General features: G+C 65.3%; 15 protein-coding genes. 7 read left to right on the forward strand and 8 right to left on the reverse strand.

The window, feature by feature from the left end; translation table 11 throughout:
• Positions 1-86: 86 nt before the first annotated feature.
• From fdhD to HD842_RS02265, 4 genes are all read right to left on the reverse strand, one after another.
• The gene (gene fdhD / locus HD842_RS02250) at positions 87-944 is read right to left on the reverse strand and encodes a formate dehydrogenase accessory sulfurtransferase FdhD (protein ID WP_183550388.1); all 858 of its coding nucleotides are present in this window, start codon (positions 942-944) and stop codon (positions 87-89) included.
• Positions 941-3,280 (reverse strand): FdhF/YdeP family oxidoreductase, encoded by a 2,340-nt coding sequence (locus HD842_RS02255; RefSeq protein WP_183550392.1) that lies wholly within the window; start codon positions 3,278-3,280, stop codon positions 941-943. The genes fdhD and HD842_RS02255 overlap by 4 nt, the downstream gene beginning before the upstream one ends.
• 215 nt (positions 3,281-3,495) lie before the next feature.
• On the reverse strand, positions 3,496-4,764 hold the full coding sequence (locus tag HD842_RS02260) for a nitronate monooxygenase (protein ID WP_183550395.1): 1,269 nt from the start codon (positions 4,762-4,764) through the stop codon (positions 3,496-3,498).
• Between the two features lie 178 nt (positions 4,765-4,942).
• Entirely contained in the window at positions 4,943-5,428 is a 486-nt protein-coding gene (locus tag HD842_RS02265) for a YajQ family cyclic di-GMP-binding protein (protein WP_183550398.1), read from the reverse strand.
• 143 nt (positions 5,429-5,571) lie between these two features.
• Between HD842_RS02265 and murB the strand changes: the two genes are divergently transcribed.
• From murB to blaOXA, 6 genes are all read left to right on the forward strand, one after another.
• On the forward strand, positions 5,572-6,588 hold the full coding sequence (gene murB, locus HD842_RS02270) for a UDP-N-acetylmuramate dehydrogenase (protein WP_229424559.1): 1,017 nt from the start codon (positions 5,572-5,574) through the stop codon (positions 6,586-6,588).
• A gap of 10 nt (positions 6,589-6,598) precedes the next feature.
• Complete coding sequence (locus HD842_RS02275; RefSeq protein ID WP_183550402.1) at positions 6,599-7,306, forward strand: SDR family oxidoreductase; 708 nt, start codon at positions 6,599-6,601, stop codon at positions 7,304-7,306.
• Positions 7,307-7,410: 104 nt separating this feature from the next.
• A complete protein-coding gene (locus HD842_RS02280; protein WP_183550404.1) occupies positions 7,411-7,794 on the forward strand; it encodes a BlaI/MecI/CopY family transcriptional regulator in 384 nt (127 codons plus the stop codon).
• Positions 7,791-9,506 (forward strand): M56 family metallopeptidase, encoded by a 1,716-nt coding sequence (locus HD842_RS02285; RefSeq protein ID WP_183550406.1) that lies wholly within the window; start codon positions 7,791-7,793, stop codon positions 9,504-9,506. The genes HD842_RS02280 and HD842_RS02285 overlap by 4 nt, the downstream gene beginning before the upstream one ends.
• A gap of 9 nt (positions 9,507-9,515) precedes the next feature.
• A complete protein-coding gene (gene bla, locus HD842_RS02290; protein ID WP_221290069.1) occupies positions 9,516-10,379 on the forward strand; it encodes a subclass B3 metallo-beta-lactamase in 864 nt (287 codons plus the stop codon).
• On the forward strand, positions 10,379-11,155 hold the full coding sequence (blaOXA, locus tag HD842_RS02295; RefSeq protein WP_370660811.1) for a class D beta-lactamase: 777 nt from the start codon (positions 10,379-10,381) through the stop codon (positions 11,153-11,155). The genes bla and blaOXA overlap by 1 nt, the downstream gene beginning before the upstream one ends.
• A gap of 19 nt (positions 11,156-11,174) precedes the next feature.
• Here blaOXA and HD842_RS02300 read toward each other — a convergent pair whose 3' ends face one another.
• Genes HD842_RS02300 through HD842_RS02315 form a run of 4 tightly spaced genes read right to left on the reverse strand, consistent with a single transcriptional unit; the run spans position 11,175 to position 14,918 of the window.
• Positions 11,175-12,092 (reverse strand): amidohydrolase family protein, encoded by a 918-nt coding sequence (locus tag HD842_RS02300; RefSeq protein ID WP_183550408.1) that lies wholly within the window; start codon positions 12,090-12,092, stop codon positions 11,175-11,177.
• A 3-nt stretch (positions 12,093-12,095) separates the two neighbouring features.
• Positions 12,096-12,806 carry a 4-carboxy-4-hydroxy-2-oxoadipate aldolase/oxaloacetate decarboxylase gene (gene ligK, locus HD842_RS02305; RefSeq protein WP_229424560.1) on the reverse strand — a complete coding sequence of 237 codons (711 nt, stop codon included), beginning with the start codon at positions 12,804-12,806 and terminating at the stop codon, positions 12,096-12,098.
• Position 12,807: 1 nt separating this feature from the next.
• Positions 12,808-13,830, reverse strand: coding sequence for an amidohydrolase family protein (locus tag HD842_RS02310; protein ID WP_183550410.1), 1,023 nt, complete (start codon positions 13,828-13,830; stop codon positions 12,808-12,810).
• Positions 13,827-14,918: a 4-oxalomesaconate tautomerase gene (locus HD842_RS02315; RefSeq protein WP_183550412.1), complete on the reverse strand. Its 1,092-nt coding sequence runs from the start codon at positions 14,916-14,918 to the stop codon at positions 13,827-13,829. Before HD842_RS02315 ends, HD842_RS02310 begins: the two co-directional genes overlap by 4 nt.
• A 111-nt stretch (positions 14,919-15,029) precedes the next feature.
• On the opposite strand from HD842_RS02315, the gene HD842_RS02320 reads away from it, so the two are divergent.
• Positions 15,030-15,947: a LysR substrate-binding domain-containing protein gene (locus tag HD842_RS02320; RefSeq protein WP_183550414.1), complete on the forward strand. Its 918-nt coding sequence runs from the start codon at positions 15,030-15,032 to the stop codon at positions 15,945-15,947.
• The last annotated feature ends 119 nt before the right edge of the window (positions 15,948-16,066 follow it).

Here is a 16,066-nt window from a genome sequence, read left to right on the forward strand (position 1 = left end):
CTTTCAGCTTATACCCGTTCAACATCGTTGTCGCGCGCCGCGCTTGAGACGTGCGCGGGTGTGCATCAGATTCCTGCGTCAGACGCTCAGGTCAGGCGCTGCGGATGGCTGTAGACGACGTGGCGACCGGCGCGCACGAAGCCGGCCAGCGTCACGCCGGCAGCATCGGCCAGGCGCACGGCCATGGCCGTCGGCGCCGAAATGGCCGCCAGTACGGCGATCCCGGCGCGCGCGGTCTTTTGCACCATCTCGAAACTGGCGCGGCTGGTCACGACAACGAAGCCGCTGTCGGCCGGTACGCCATCGTGCGCCACCGCGCCGATCAGTTTGTCGAGTGCATTGTGGCGGCCGACGTCTTCGCGCACTGTGCGCAGCACGCCATCGCGGTCGGCCCAGCCCGCCGCGTGCACGGCGCCGGTCGCCAGGTGCAGGTGCTGGAGCGCCGCCATCGCGGCCATCGCGCGGTGCAGCGCATCGGGCGCGAATTGCGCCGTCACGCCGTGCGCACCGCCGTCGCGTGCATCGATCAGGCCCGTTTCGCGCTCGAACCAGGCCAGGCTGTCGACGCCGCACAGGCCGCAGCCGGTCTTGCCGGTGCGTGCACGCCGCGTTTCCTTCAGGCGCGCCATGGCGCCGGGGGCAATCTCCATCGCCAGCGTGATGCCGTGCGAACCTGTCTCGATGGCAATGTCGCGGATATCCGCCGCCTGGCGCACAATGCGCTCGGACAGCGAAAAGCCCAGTGCGAAGTCTTCCAGGTCTTGCGGCGAAGCCAGCATGACGGCGTGGCTGATGCCGTTGTAGACGAGCGCCACCGGCACTTCCTCGGCCAGCACCTCAGCCAGCGCCTCGCTCGCGCCGGCTTGCCAGCAGGCCGCCGGTACGCTACTGGCTACCGGATAATCCGGCCCGCCGTCACCGGGGAAGGACGTGCGCGCGTTCATGCCACGCTCGGTGCCGCGCTGGTTGCCGCGCTCGTTGCCACTGAGTGACTGCGCTCGAGCAGCACATCGATGGCCTTCGCTGCCGGCACCTTGCTTTCCTTCGCGTGGTGCCACAGCGGAATCAGCGGATTGCATTCCGGGTAATAACCGGCGATGCAGCCGGACGGCACATCGTAGGGCACGATCTGCAAGCCTTCGACGCGGCGATTCACGCCATCGTCCGCATGCGTACGCAGCGCCACGACGTCGCCTTTGCCCAGGCCATAGCGTTCCATGTCGGCCGCGTTCATGAACAGCACCATGCGGCTGCCGTGCACACCGCGGAAGCGGTCGTCATTGCTGTAGATGGTCGTATTGAACTGGCCGTCGCTGCGGATCGTAAACAGGCGCAGGATGTCGGGGCCGCCCGGCATGTTCGGGTTGCCCGGCAGTTCTTCGGGCACCGTGAATTCGGCCTTGCCGCTCTCGGTCTTCCAGATGCGCTCGGCAGCGGCCAATGGCTTGCGGTAGCCGCCCGGCGTCCACATGCGCTCGTTCAGATCCTTGAAGATCTCGGGGAAAGTCACGCCCATCGCCTTGCGGATGACGCGGTAGTCGGCCACCCAGGCATCCCAGTTGACGTTGGGGTTGGGCGCCAGCGTCGCCTTGGCGATGCCGGCCACGATCGCCGGTTCGGACAGCAGGCCGGGCGCGGCTGGCTCGGTCATCCCGCGCGAGCCGTGCATGTGCGACGTGCTGTCTTCGACCGACACCGACTGGTCACCCGAGCCCTGGCGGTCAATCTCGATCCGGCCCAGGCATGGCAGCAGGTAAGCCGCCTTGCCGTGGATGACGTGGTTGCGGTTGAGCTTGGTAGCGATCTGCACCGTCAGCGGCAGCTCGCGCCAGGCCGCTTCCATCAGCACCGTTTCCGGCACGGCGCGCAGGAAATTGCCGCCCAGGCCAATGAAGCCTTGCAGGTCGCGCTTGATGATGGCTTCGCAGGCATCGACCGTCGTCAGACCCATGTCGCGCGGCGGCTCGAAGTTGAATTGTTCCTTGAGCTTGTCGAGCGGCGCCAGTTCGGGCTTTTCGGTGATGCCGACCGTGCGCTGACCCTGCACGTTCGAGTGGCCACGCACCGGGCAGATGCCGGCGCCCGGCTTGCCGATATTGCCGCGCAAGAGCAGCAGGTTGACCAGCATCGTCACGTTCTGCACGCCATTGCGGTGCTGGGTCAGGCCCATGCCGTACACGCCCAGCACCGCGCTTGACCTGGCATACACGCCCGCTGCTTCTTCGAGCGCCGCTTGCGACAGGCCCGCTTCGCGCTCGATGGCTTCCCATGAGCAGGCGCGCACGGCCTGCTCGAAGTCGCTGAAACCGTTGGTGTGTTCCTGAATGAACGCGATGTCGATCACGCGCTGTTCACCGGCGGCCAGCGCCGCATCGTCAAGCGCGAAGATCGCCTTGCACATGCCCATGATGACGGCCGTGTCGCCACCCGGCTTGACCTGGTGATACTGGGTCGAAATCGCCGTTTCTTGCCTCGTCAGCATTTCCAGCGGCGACTGGGGATTGGTGAAGCTCACCAAGCCACGCTCGCGTAGCGGGTTGAAGGTGATGATCGGCACGTCGCGCTTGCGCGCCTCTTGCAGCTGGTGCAGCATGCGCGGGCTGTTGACGCCCACATTCTGGCCGAAGAACAGGATGCAGTCGGTGTCCTCGAAGTCGCTCAGCTTGACCGTGCCCACGGCGATGCCGATCGTCTTCTGCAGGCCGACCGATGTACTTTCGTGGCACATGTTCGAGCTGTCCGGCAGGTTGTTGTTGCCGTACATGCGCGCCAGCAGCTGGTACATGTACGACGTTTCCAGCGAGGCGCGGCCCGATGCATAGAACACGACCTGCTTGGGGTCAAAACCGCGCAGCGCAGCACCGATCTCGTTGAAGGCCACGTCCCAGTCGACCGGCAGGTATTTGTCGCTGGCGGCGTCGTAGCGCAGCGGCGTGGTCAGGCGGCCGTGGTCTTCCAGTTGATGGTCGCTCCAGCCTTCAAGCTCGGTCAGCGTGTAGCGCTGGAAAAAGTCGGCGCCGATGGACTTGCTCGTGGTTTCCCACGCCGTGGCCTTGGCGCCGCTGGAACAGAACTCGAACGGGTGCGGATTGGCTGGCTTGGCCCAGGCGCAGCTGACGCAGGCGAAGCCATCGGTCTTGTTTTGCTTGAGCAGCAAGCCCGTGTCTTTGACGACGACGTTCTGGTCGGTCAGGATCGTGCTGACGTCACCGACCGAGCCCCAGCCACCGGCTGGCATCGTCGCTTTGGTAATACGGACCTGCTTTTTCTCTTCGCTCATTGCTCACTCCCGCTGATGGAATGGTTACCGTAACGTTCATGCAAGACGGCTTCGGTGCGCCTGCGCACATTCAGCGGCGATCACGGGGCAGGGGCGGGACAAGGCGGTTCATTCAGGCGTAAACGCAAAAACGTCATTCCCGTGCAGGCAGGAATGACGTTTTAGTGGTTGCCGTGCGAAGCGGCAACAGCAACAGACGAGATTACGTCGCGCGCTTACGCTGCGACGATCTCCTGCTTTTCCGGCAGGGCGATCTCGTTGTTGACGCTGAACTGGTAATCCTTGAACACGTGCTCGGCACTCAGTATCTGGTAATTGCCATCGGCCAGCAGATGCGACGTGTCCTTCAGGCGGTACGTGTAATGCCCGCACGTCCAGCAATTGAAGTTGCGCATGTGCGTGCACAGGCAGGTCTTGTCCATCACCGTGACTTTTTTCAGCTCCGGATGCGCCTGCACCTCGCGGTTGTAGGCATTGATGTACGAGCAGTTGCCGGTCGCATCGAGCAGATAGCCGTACGATTCGCAGCCCGGGCGAATGCCAGAGCCAATGGCCGGCGTATTCTTGAGCATGCGCATCGGATAGCCGGTCGGCGAGATGCCGTTGACTTCGATGTCTTCTTCGCTGGCGCGGAAGTATTCCTGCTTGACGTCGTCCGGCAGGCCGCATTCGGTGGTCACGGTAAAGCGCGTGGCGACCTGGACGGCGCCGGCGCCTTTTTCGAGGAAGCTGACGGCATCCGAACCGGTGAACACGCCACCGGCGGCGATCACCGGGATGCCAAGCTGCTCGGCCTTCACGAACGCATGGATCTCGTCCATGATCATGTGCAGGTCGTATTGCTTCCAGTCATCCATGCCGAAGCCCAAGTGGCCACCGGCCAGCGGACCTTCGACGATGATGAAGTCGGGCTTGCGGTCCAGGCGCGAGACTTTGCGCAGGAACAGTTGCAGCGCGCGCACGGACGACACGATGATGCCCAGGTGCGCATCACGGAAACGTGGGTGATCCTTGATCAGCTCGAACGAACCCAAGTGCAGGCCGGCCGACAGCGTGATGCCGTCGATGCCGCCATCCAGCGCCGACGCCAGGCGCACGCGCAGCGTTTCCTTGGGCGCGTTCATGGTCAGCTTTTCCATGCAGTTCACGTAGATCAGGCCATCGCCTTTCTTCGCTTCCATGGTCGAGCTGACATGACGGCGCGTGGCCTCGGCCAAGTGATCCAGATCGAACTGGACCACGGCCTTGTTCATGTTGTTGATGTTGAACTTGTAGGTCTTGGTTTTTTCCTTGACATACGTGGTGTCGAACTTGCGGTCGGACACGTCTTGCGACATTGCATCTGAGATATGGCCGATCCCGCCCAGGCGGGCTGCTTCCAGCGCCAGCTCGGACGTCGAAATGTCCACACCCATTCCGCCGATCATGATGGGCACGTATTCCTTGTTGCCCATGCGCAGGCGGAAATCATCAACACGTTTCATTGCTATCCTTAGACTACCTAATCTGCCCGGAGTGGCTGCGGTGCATACTAGTCGACCCCAGGTCGACGCACGGCGCCATTTTACTCCAAGCGTTACAAGGCTTCAGCGGACACATTGTCCACGTAGCGCCCCGTGCCAGCGCCGGTCAAGCCGGCCCGTTGCAACGCGCTGATACCGATCAGTCGCGGAAGTTGTTGAAGGCCAGCGGCAGGTCTTGCACGTCCTTGCGCAGCATGGCCATGGCCGTCTGCAGGTCGTCGCGCTTGGCGCCGGTGATGCGCACCGATTCGCCCTGGATGCTCGCCTGCACCTTCATCTTGCTTTCCTTGACCAGCTTGGTGATTTTTTTCGCGTCGTCGGTTTCGATACCGTTGCGCACCTTGATCACCAGCTTGACCTTGTCGCCGCCGATTTTCTCGACCTTGCCTTCGTCCAGAAAGCGCACGTCGACCTTGCGCTTGGCCATCTTGTTGATCAGGACGTCCTTGACCTGGGTCAGCTGGAAATCGGAATCGGCAAACAGCGTCAGTTCCTTGTCTTTTTGCTCGACATTGGCCGAGCTGCCCTTGAAATCGAAACGGGTCGTGATTTCTTTGTTCGATTGTTCAACCGCGTTCTTTACTTCGACCATGTCTGCTTCGCAGACGACATCAAATGATGGCATGGGGTGTCCTTATTTTGTTTTGCATGTAGATGAATCCCTCCATTTTAGCGGACGGCGGCCCGAATCGCGACCGTTTCACCCGTGTGGAAAGCCGGCAATGCACGAACCACTATAATGAAACGACACTTTTACGCCGTTACATCATGCCTCTCATTCACGACCAGCCGCTCGACACGTTCAATACCTTCCGCATTCCCGCCCGCGCGCGCCACTACCTGCGTGTGGATGGCGCCGAGCAACTGGCCGCGGTGCGTGCCGATCCGGCGCTGGCCGCCTTGCCGCGCCTGGTGCTTGGCGGCGGCAGCAATCTGCTGTTCACGCGCGACGTCGAGGGTCTGGTGCTGCACATGACGGGGCAGGGCCGCGAGGTGCTGGGCGAAGAGGCCGGCAAGATCCTCGTACGCGCCCAGGCCGGCGAAAATTGGCATGCATTCGTGCGCTTCACGCTCGAGCAGGGCATCGGCGGGCTGGAAAACCTCTCGCTGATACCCGGCACCGTGGGCGCCGCGCCTATCCAGAATGTGGGGGCGTATGGCGTCGAAACCAAGGACGTATTCCATAGCCTCACTGCCTACGACATGGCCAGCGGCGCCACGCGCACGCTGGATACAGCCGCCTGCCGCTTCGGCTACCGCGACAGCATCTTCAAGCATCCCGATGGCGCCAATCTCGTCGTGCTGGACGTGACGTTTGCCTTGCCGCGCGCATGGCAGCCGAACCTGCGCTACGCCGAACTGGGCAATGCGGTGCGCGAAGCCGGCTTGACGGCGCCCACGCCGAACGCCATCGGCCTGATGGTCGAAGCGATCCGGCGCCGCAAGCTGCCCGATCCGCGCGAGATCGGCAATGCCGGCAGCTTCTTCAAGAATCCGGTGGTGTCAAACGCGGAATGCGCGCGCCTGCTCGCGCAGTTCCCGACCCTGGTGCACCACGCCCAGCCGGACGGCACGTTCAAGCTGGCCGCGGGCTGGCTGATCGACCAGTGCGGCTGGAAGGGCCGCCACCTGGGCGCGGCCGGCGTGTACCACAAGCAGGCGCTGGTGCTCGTCAATCTGGGCGGGGCCACGGGACAGGATGTTGTCCAGCTGGCCGCAGCGATCCAGGCCGATGTCGCGGCACGCTATGGCGTGATGCTGGAACCCGAACCCGTCTTCATCTAAGGAACGCTTCATGAAAAAAGTCATCGTCACCGGCCACACCCGTGGCCTCGGGGCCGCCATCGCGGCCGAACTGCAATCGCGCGGCCTGGCCGTGCTGGGCCTGGCGCGCGGGCGCTCCACGCTGGCCGGCATCGAACAGGCCGAGGTCGACATGGCCGATCCGGCTGCCTTGCAGGCCTGGCTTGCCGGGCCGGCGCTGCGCGATTTTCTCGCGGGTGCCGATGCGGCGTACCTCGTCAACAATGCCGGCGTCGTCACGCCAGTGGGCTCGCTTGCCGCGCAGGCGCCGGCGGCCGTGCTGCAGGCGGTGATGCTCAATATCGGTGCGCCGCTGGCGCTGGCAGCCGCGTTCGTGCAGGCCGCGCCCGATGCCGCGCGGCGCATCCTGCATATTTCCAGCGGGGCAGGGCGCAATGCCTATCCTGGCTGGGCCGTGTACTGCGCAACCAAGGCCGCGCTCGACCAGCATGCCCGCGCGGTCCAGCTTGACGGTGACCCGCAGGTGCTGGCGGTCAGCCTGGCGCCGGGCGTCATCGACACCGACATGCAGGCGGCGATCCGCGCGACGCCGGACGCCAACTTCCCGCTGCGCGAGCGCTTCGTCGAGCTGAAGGACACGGTCGGCTTGACCTCGCCCGAGGACTGCGCGCGCAACCTGGCCGACTATCTGCTCGCGCCGGGCTTTGGTCGCGAAGCCGTCGACGATCTGCGCAACTGACGGCGATAACAAGTTCTTGTTGACGCAGGTGCGACACTTGTCGCATCATTGCGGCAAGCGTCACATTCGGCGTCACGTCAAGCCTCACGTCAAGGACTGTTGCCATGGCCGTACCCTCGATTTCCGAACTTAGTCTGCTTAAGGCGCTGTGGCGCCAGCAGCCGCTCAGCGCCCGTGAAATCCACGACGCCGTCGAGGCTGGACTGGGCTGGTCGTATTCGTCCACCCGCAAGACGCTCGAACGCATGCTCGACAAAGGCATGGTGCGCCAGGAGTTGCGCCACGGCGTGCAGGTGTATGAGGCGCTCAGCGACAAGGTCGATACCTTGGCCGCGTTCGCCCATGACTTTGGCAAGCGCGTGATGGAGATCGATACGCCGCTGCCAGTCAATATGTTCACCGGCAGCAAGCTGGTCGACGACGATGAACTCGCGCGCCTGGAGCAATTGCTCAACGACTGGCCCGTCGACAAGGATGCGGCCCCATGAACCTGCTCGACGCGACGTTCATCCGCTTCCTGTTCGCCAGCATCGGCTGCCTGGCGGCTGGCGTGGCCGTGTGGGGTGTACTGGCAATGGCGCGGCGGTACCTGCCGGCGCTCGGCATGCAGCGCACCCCGTGGATGCTGGGGCAGGTCGCGCTTGCGGCCACCTTCACTATCTTGATGCTGCCACAGGCGCAGCAGCTTCACATGCTGCCCGTGTTCGACGTCGACCTGTCGCCCGCGACCGCCAGCGCGGTTGCACAACCTGCGCGGGCGGCCGGTGTCACCAGCGCGTTGGCAGAACCCCGATCGTGGCTGAGCTGGACCGCGTGGGCATGGGCGCTGGCTTACACGGGTGGTCTGCTGTGGATGCTTGCGCGCCTGTTCCATGGCCAGCGCGCGCTGGCGCAGTTGCTGCGCGCCGGTGCGCACCTGCCAGCGGACGCAGCATTGCCACCTATTATCGAAGTCGACGCCCCCATCTCCCCGATGCTGGTCGGTCCGTTCCGGCCGTGCCTGCTATTGCCGCTGGCCCTGCGCACGATCGATCCGTTGCAGCGGGACCTGATCATTGCCCACGAACTGACGCACTGGCGCCGGGGCGATCTGTGGTGGCTGGTCGCCTGCGCGCTGCTCCAGGCGCTGTGCTGGTTCAATCCCGCGATGCGTCTGCTGCGAGCGCGCCTCGTCTGGGCCCAGGAGCTGGGTTGCGACCGCGACGTGCTGCGTGGCCGGCCGCAGGTCCAGCGCAAGGCGTATGCGGCCGCGCTGGTCGCGCAGCTGCGCTTCCAGTACCAGGCGGCGCCAGCCAATGCGCTGGCCTTTGGCGGCGTTGCGCCAGACACATTGACCGCGCGCGTTGCATTGATCCGCACGCCGGTCCTCGACCGGAATGCTGGCCGTGCACGCTGCGCCGGCCTGGCTGCACTGGCGCTGGTGTTCGGCGCCAATCTGGCCCTGCAGCCAGCGCTGGCCTGGGGCGATGCACCGGAAACGCTCGACTGCACGCTGATGCTCGATGCTGCCACGGGGGCGGTGCTGGTCGAAGAAGGGCGCTGCGACGTACGCACCACGCCGGTGTCGATCTTCAATATCGCCGTGAGCCTGATGGGATTCGATGCCGGCATCCTGCAGGACACCCACACACCGGCGCTGCCGTTCAAGGCGGGCTACATCGACTGGCAGCCATCGTGGCGCGCCATTACCGACCCGACGAGCTGGATCCGCAATTCGACCGTCTGGTATGCGCAGCAGGTCACCAGCCGGCTGGGCGAACGCCGCGTGCAGGATTACGTGGGTCGCTTCGACTACGGCAACCAGGACCTGACCGGCGGCGTCGACATGGCCTGGATCGCCTCGTCGCTGCAGGTCTCGCCACGTGAACAGGCCGCATTTCTGCGCAAGGTCGCCAACCGCGAACTGCCCGTCAGCGCGCACGCATTCGACATGACGGCGCAGCTGCTGCGCTTGCCCACGCTGGCGGATGGCTGGCAGGTGTACGGCAAGACCGGCACCGCCTCTGGTGATGGGGCCGGGGACAACAGGCGTGCGCTGGGCTGGTTCGTCGGCTGGGCCACCAAGGACGGGCGCACCGTCGTCTTCGCGCGCCAGACATTTGGCCCGCGCGACCCGGACCGCGCCGCCGGGCCGCTTCTGAAAGAACGCTTCCTGCGCGCGCTGCCGGGAAGGCTCGCAACGCTGTCACCGTCCACATAAGGAATCGTCATGATGAAACAAACAAGCCTGGCACTCGCCGCGGCTGGCCTCGTCGCGTGTCTGCCACCAGCCGCCGCCAACGACTGGAACACGCCGCAGGCACCGTTTGCCCTGTACGGCAACACCTACTATGTCGGCACGCACGGGCTGTCGGCGGTCCTGATCACGTCGAACGAGGGGCACATCCTCATTGACGGCGGCAGCGACAAGTCGCCCGCCCAGATCGTGCGCAATATCCGCAAGCTCGGTTTCAAGGTCGAAGACATCCGCTTCATCCTGAACTCGCACGCACACGCCGATCACGCAGGCGGCATCGCCGAGCTGCAGCGCCTGTCGGGCGCCGAGGTCCTGGCCGGCAGCGCTGCCGTCCCCGTGCTGCGCAGTGGCCAGGCCGACAAGGGTGACCCGCAATACACCGACCTTCAGCCGATGGCGCCAACTGCTCGCGTGCGGGGCGTGGCCAACGGTCACGTCGTCAAGCTCGGCCCGCTGGCAGTGACGATGCACGCCACACCCGGCCACACGCAGGGCGGCGCAAGCTGGACCTGGAACGCCGTGGAAGGCGGCCGGACGGCGCACATGGTCTACGCCGACAGCCTGAACGCCATGGCCGCCGGACCATTCCGCTACCGTGGCCATCCATCCTACCCAACGGCGCGTGCGGACCTCGAACGCTCGATCGCGACGGTGGCTGGCCTGCCGTGCGACGTGCTGGTCTCGGCGCACCCGGAAGGCAGCGACCTGTGGCAGCGCTACGCCCGGCGCGCTGCGCGGGGCAATGCCGCCTTCATCGACACCAACGCCTGCCGTACGTATGCTGACAAGGCCAGAGCGCGTCTGGCTGCCCAACTGAGCAAGGAAGCAGACCAATGATCAAGCATGTTATTGCACTCGTCCTGATGGCGTTCGGCGCCGTCGCCCAGGCCACCGAATGGCGCGACAACCCGGCCATCACGCAGCTGTTCAAGAAAGAGGGCGTGACGGGCACGTTCGTCGTGCACGACGTGGCGCTGGACACCAACACGGGCCACGACCGCCAGCGCGCCGCAAAACGGTTCATCCCGGCGTCGACCTTCAAGCTCCCGAACTCGCTGATCGCACTGAGCACGGGCGCCGTCGCCTCGGTCGACGAGATCGTGCCGTACGGCGGCAAGTCGGTCGCGCGCCCCGAGTGGGCACGGGACATGGGCCTGCGCGAAGCGATCAAAATGTCAAACGTGCCCGTCTACCAGGAAGTCGCGCGGCGCATCGGGCGGGAGCGCATGCGCAGCGCGCTGGTGCGCCTGAATTACGGGAATATGGACACGGGCACGGTGGTCGATCGTTTCTGGCTCGATGGGCCCCTTGAAATCAGCGCGCTCGAACAGACGGTGTTCCTGGCCCGGCTGGCGCAGGGCCAGCTGCCGTTCGAGAACGTGCACATGGACGCCGTGCGCGCCATCGCGCGTCAGGATGGCCCGGCCGAACTGTATGCGAAAACCGGCTGGGGCAAGCGGCCCGGCCAGCCCGATATCGGCTGGTGGGTCGGCTGGATCAAGAAGGACGGCAAGCTCTACACGTTCGCGCTGAACATCGACATCCCGGACGGATCCAACGACAAGCGCGTATCGCTGGCGAAAGCGGCGCTGCAGTCGCTGGGGCTGCTGTAGCGCCACCTCGCCCCGGCGTTTAACCCTCGTCGGGCCAGTACAGAAGCATCGGATTGTCGACCAGCAACTGGCGCTGCAGTTCGGGCGTCGGCGCGATGTGGGGAATAAAATCGACCAGCAGGCCATCGTCGGGCATGTGGTCCTTCAGGTTCGGATGCGGCCAGTCGGTGCCCCACAGTACGCGCTCCGGAAATTCCTGCACGATGCGGCGCGCGAACGGCACGACATCGCGATACGGATGCGCTTCGCCATCGAGCGCGGGCGGACCCGTGACCGACAACCGTTCCGGGCAGCTGACCTTCGACCAGACGTTCGGGTGACGGCGCATGAAGTCCAGGAACAGGCCGAACTCAGGCCCGTCGACGGGTTTGCTGACGTCCGGGCGACCCATGTGATCGACCACGACAATCGTCGGCAGCGCCGCGAACAGGTCGCGCAGGTCGGGCAGGTCCTGCGCTTCGAAATACACGACCACGTGCCAGCCGAAGCGGGCGACGCGGGTGGCAATTTCGAGCAGCTCGTCGGCCGGCGTCACGTCGACCAGGCGCTTGACGAAGTTGAAGCGTACGCCGCGCACGCCGGCGTCATGCAGGCGGGTCAGGTCATCATCGCTGATATCGCGCCGTACGGTGGCCACGCCGCGCGCCCGGCCGCCGGCCGCCTGGCAGGCATCGACCAGTGCGCGGTTGTCGGCGCCATGGCAGGTGGCCTGGACGATGACGTTGCGAGCGAAGCCCAGACGGTCGCGCAGCGCGAACAGCGCTTCCTTGCCGGCGTCGCCCGGCGTGTACTTGCGCTCCGGCGCGAACGGAAACACGGCGGCCGGGCCGAACACGTGGCAGTGCGCGTCGACGGCGCCCTGCGGCAGGATGAAGCGCGGGGTGGCAGGGGCAGGGTGCGGCTCGAGCCAGCCTGGGGTGGTGGTCTGCATGGTCATGGCCTAGTCGATATAGATGAGTCCAGCTTGTTCCAGGGCGCCGCGCATGTCGTACATGTCCAGGCCCAGCACGCCGGCGGCCAGCTTCGCGCGCTTGTTGGCTTCGAGCGCCTCGCGCCTGACGGCGGCAGCAACCACGCGCACCACGTCGGCGGCCGGCACGACGACCACACCATCCTCGTCGGCGACGACGGCGTCGCCGGGGCAGACGATCGCGCCGGCGCATACCACCGGGACGTTCACCGAGCCGAGCGTGGCCTTGATCGTGCCCTTGGCGCTGATTGCACGGCTCCACACCGGAAAGCCCATGGCGGTCAGTTCGCGCACATCGCGCACGCCCGCATCGATGATGAGGCCGCGCGCGCCGCGTGCCATGAAACTGGTGGCCAGCAGGTCGCCGAAATAGCCATCGCTGCACTCGGCCGTGACGGCCGCCACGACGATGTCGCCGGGCTGGATCTGCTCGGCCGCAACGTGCATCATCCAGTTGTCGCCTGGCTGCAGCAGCACCGTCACGGCGGTGCCGGCGGCCTGGCCCGGGTAGATCGGGCGCAGGTACGGCTTCATCAGGCCCATGCGGCCCATCGCCTCGTGCACGGTGGCACTGCCGAGGCGGCCGAGCTGTTCGACTGCAGCGGCATCGGCGCGCACGATATGGCGTTTCACGACGCCTAGCTGCGTGTGCAGGGGCGGGGAGGTCATCAACGGGTTCATGTCACAGTCCTTTGGCGGCAAGGAGGGCGTCCAGGCGCGGATAGACGCGCCTGGCATTGCCTTCGTAGATCTGGTGGCGTTCGGCGGGGCTCAGGTTGGCCGCATCGATATAGCGCCGCGTGTCATCGTAGTAGTGGCCGGTTTCCGGATCGATGCCGCGCACGGCGCCGATCATCTCCGACGCAAACAGCACGTTCTTGACCGGAATGACCCTGGTGAGCAGGTCGATCCCCGGCTGGTGATAGACGCAGGTATCGAAGAACACGTTGTTCAGCAGGTGGTCCTGCAGCAGGGGCTTCTGCATTTCCTGCGCCAGGCCCCGGTAGCGGCCCCAGTGGTAGGGCGCGGCCCCGCCGCCATGCGGGATGATGAACTTCAGCGTCGGGAAGTCAGCGAACAGGTCGCCGCTGAGCAGTTGCATGAAGGCGGTCGTGTCAGCATTGATGTAGTGCGCGCCCGTCGTATGGAAGCAGGCATTGCACGACGTCGACACGTGCACCATCGCCGGGATGTCGTGTTCGACCATCTTTTCATAGAGCGGATACCAGTGGCGGTCGGTCAGCGGCGGGCTGGTCCAGTGGCCGCCGGACGGGTCCGGGTTCAGGTTGATGGCGACGAAGCCGTATTCCTTCACGCAGCGTTCCAGCTCGGGAATGCAGGTCGCCGGATCGACCCCGGGCGATTGCGGCAGCATGGCCGCGCCGATGAAGTAGTCCGGAAACAGGGTGCTCACGCGGTGGCACAGCTCGTTGTTGATCGCGGCCCAGGTGGCGCTGGTCTGCGCGTTACCGATGTGGTGGGCCATGAAGCTGGCGCGCGGTGAAAAGACCGTGAGGTCGATGCCGCGCTCGTGCATCTTGCCAAGCTGGTTGCCGATGATGCTGTCGCGCAGTTCGTCGTCGCTGATGTGCAGTTCGCTCGCCGAGGGCGTCGAACCGTCGGCCAGGCCGGCGATCTGGCGCTTGCGCCATGCTTCCAGCGCGGGCGGGGCAGTGGTGTAGTGGCCGTGGATATCGATGATCATGCGGTGGTTCCTTTTTGCCAGATCGAATGGGGCACCATGACGTCGCCGCGCATGATGAGTCGGGCCGTGCGCAGCAGCGCGGCGCGCACGACGTTGTGCGGGTTGGCCGAATCGATGTCGAGTTCGACCGAAAACTCGCCGCCCGGATGCTCGACCGACAGTCGCCCGCTATCGGCTGGCGCGACGGCCAGGTCGTCGGCCACCGACCCGTCGAGCATGCAGGCGGTGGCCACCGTGACGGCCGCCAGGACGCCGATCGCGTCGTGGCAGACATGGGGAATGAAGCTGCGGGTGCTGATGCTGCCGCCTTCACGCGGGGCGGCGATCAGCGTCATCTTGGGGTAGTTCTTGCTGCTGACGTCGCCCAGGCCCATTGCGTGGCCGCACGCCAGGCGCAGCGTTTCGAGCCGTGTGCGCAGCGCGGTGTCGGCGTTCAGGTCGGCCACGCTTTCATAGCCACTGCGTCCGAGCGCATCGGCGCGCAAGATCACGAGCGGCATGCCGTTGTCGATGCAGGTCACGTCGACGCCATCGATGACGTCGCGCACGTTGCGGGTCGGGAGCAGGCTGGCGCAGACCGAGCCGGCCGTGTCGAGAAACGCGATCTCTACCGGAGCGGCGCTGCCGGGCACGCCGTCGATGCGGGCGTCGCCTTCATAGGCGACGCGTCCGCCCGGCGTCTGCACGGTCATGTCGCATTGCATGCCGGTGTTGAGTGTCAGCACGCGCAAGGTGGTGGTGTCGCCCTGTGCTGCAGCCAGGCCCGTCTCGAGCGCGAACGGCGCCACGGCGGCCAGCATGTTGCCGCAGTTGGCGGTGCTGTCCACGCTGTCGCCGGCCGGTTGTATCTGGACGAACAGGAAATCGAGGTCGACGCCGGGCGTCGTGCTCTTGCGCACGATGCCGGCCTTCGAGGTCAACGGATGTGCGCCGCCCAGGCCATCGATCTGGCGCGGATCGGGAGAGCCGAGCACGGCCAGCAGCACACGGTCGCGTGTCGCGGTATCGGACGGCAGGTCGGCCTCGCAAAAGAACGGGCCACGCGAGGTGCCGCCGCGCATGAACAGGGTAGGGATGGAAGTTTGCATGGGATGGATTGTGGCGTGCCTGTTCATCGCCGGACAGGCCGCGCGCGATCTACCAGCTATAACAGCTTGCTATATCATCTGCCCGATTGAAACAAAAAAGAGGGTATGGTGATGGATCTGAAGCAGCTTTCCTACTTCGTCCGTGTGGCCGAAATGGGCAGTTTCACGCGTGCGTCGATTGTGCTCGACATCGCGCAGCCGGCGCTGAGTCGTCAGGTGCGCCTGCTTGAAGTGGAGTTGCGCCAGAACCTCTTGATACGCAATGGCCGGGGCATCACGCTGACCGAGGCCGGCAAGGTGCTGCTCGAACACAGCCGGGGCGTGCTGCACCAGATGGAGCGCCTGCGCGAAGAATTGTCGCGGGTGCGCGGCTCGCTCGCCGGGCGCGTCGCCGTGGGCCTGCCACCGACGCTGGGCCGCATCCTGGCCGTGCCGCTGACGCGCGAATTCAAGGCGCGGATGCCCGACGCCACGCTGGCGATCGTCGACGGCCTGTCGAAAACGATGCAGGAATCGCTGCTGACCGGCCAGCTCGATATCGCCCTGGTCTACAACGCGCTGCCGACGCCGGGCATTGAGCTGCGGCCACTGCTGCAGGACGAACTGCTGCTGGTGCAGGGCCGCCTGGACCAGGTCGTGGAAAACGGTCCGGTCGAGCTGGCCGATATTGCCGACTATCCGTTGATCATTCCGGGGCGTCCCAATGCGCTGCGGATGCATGTCGAAACGGCGCTGCTCAATATCAGCGCCCAGCCGCGCATCGCGATGGAAGTCAACAGCGTCGCCACCATCCTCGATCTGGTGGCCGATGGCGTGGGCTGCGCCATTCTGTCGCCGCACGCGGTACTGACGGCGGCGCAGCCGGAGCGCTTCACGCTGCGGCGGATTGTCAATCCGGGGCTGTTTCCGCTGCTGTCGCTGGCCACCAGCGCCGACCGGCCGGCGACCAGCACCCAGCAGGCGACGCTGGACATGCTCGAACGCATTGCGCGCGAGGTGCTCCAGCCTGCCGATACGGCCGAGCTATAACAGAATGCGATAGCTGATAGGTGTCACACGTGGTTGTTGGGCTGTGGACAGAATTCAATAATGGCCGCTCAGAGCATCCATTCACAACAGGCGCTACCAAAGCGCCGAACCACAACCGA

The organism is Massilia aurea, assembly GCF_014200505.1.
Classification (GTDB): Bacteria; Pseudomonadota; Gammaproteobacteria; order Burkholderiales; family Burkholderiaceae_D; genus Telluria; species Telluria aurea_B.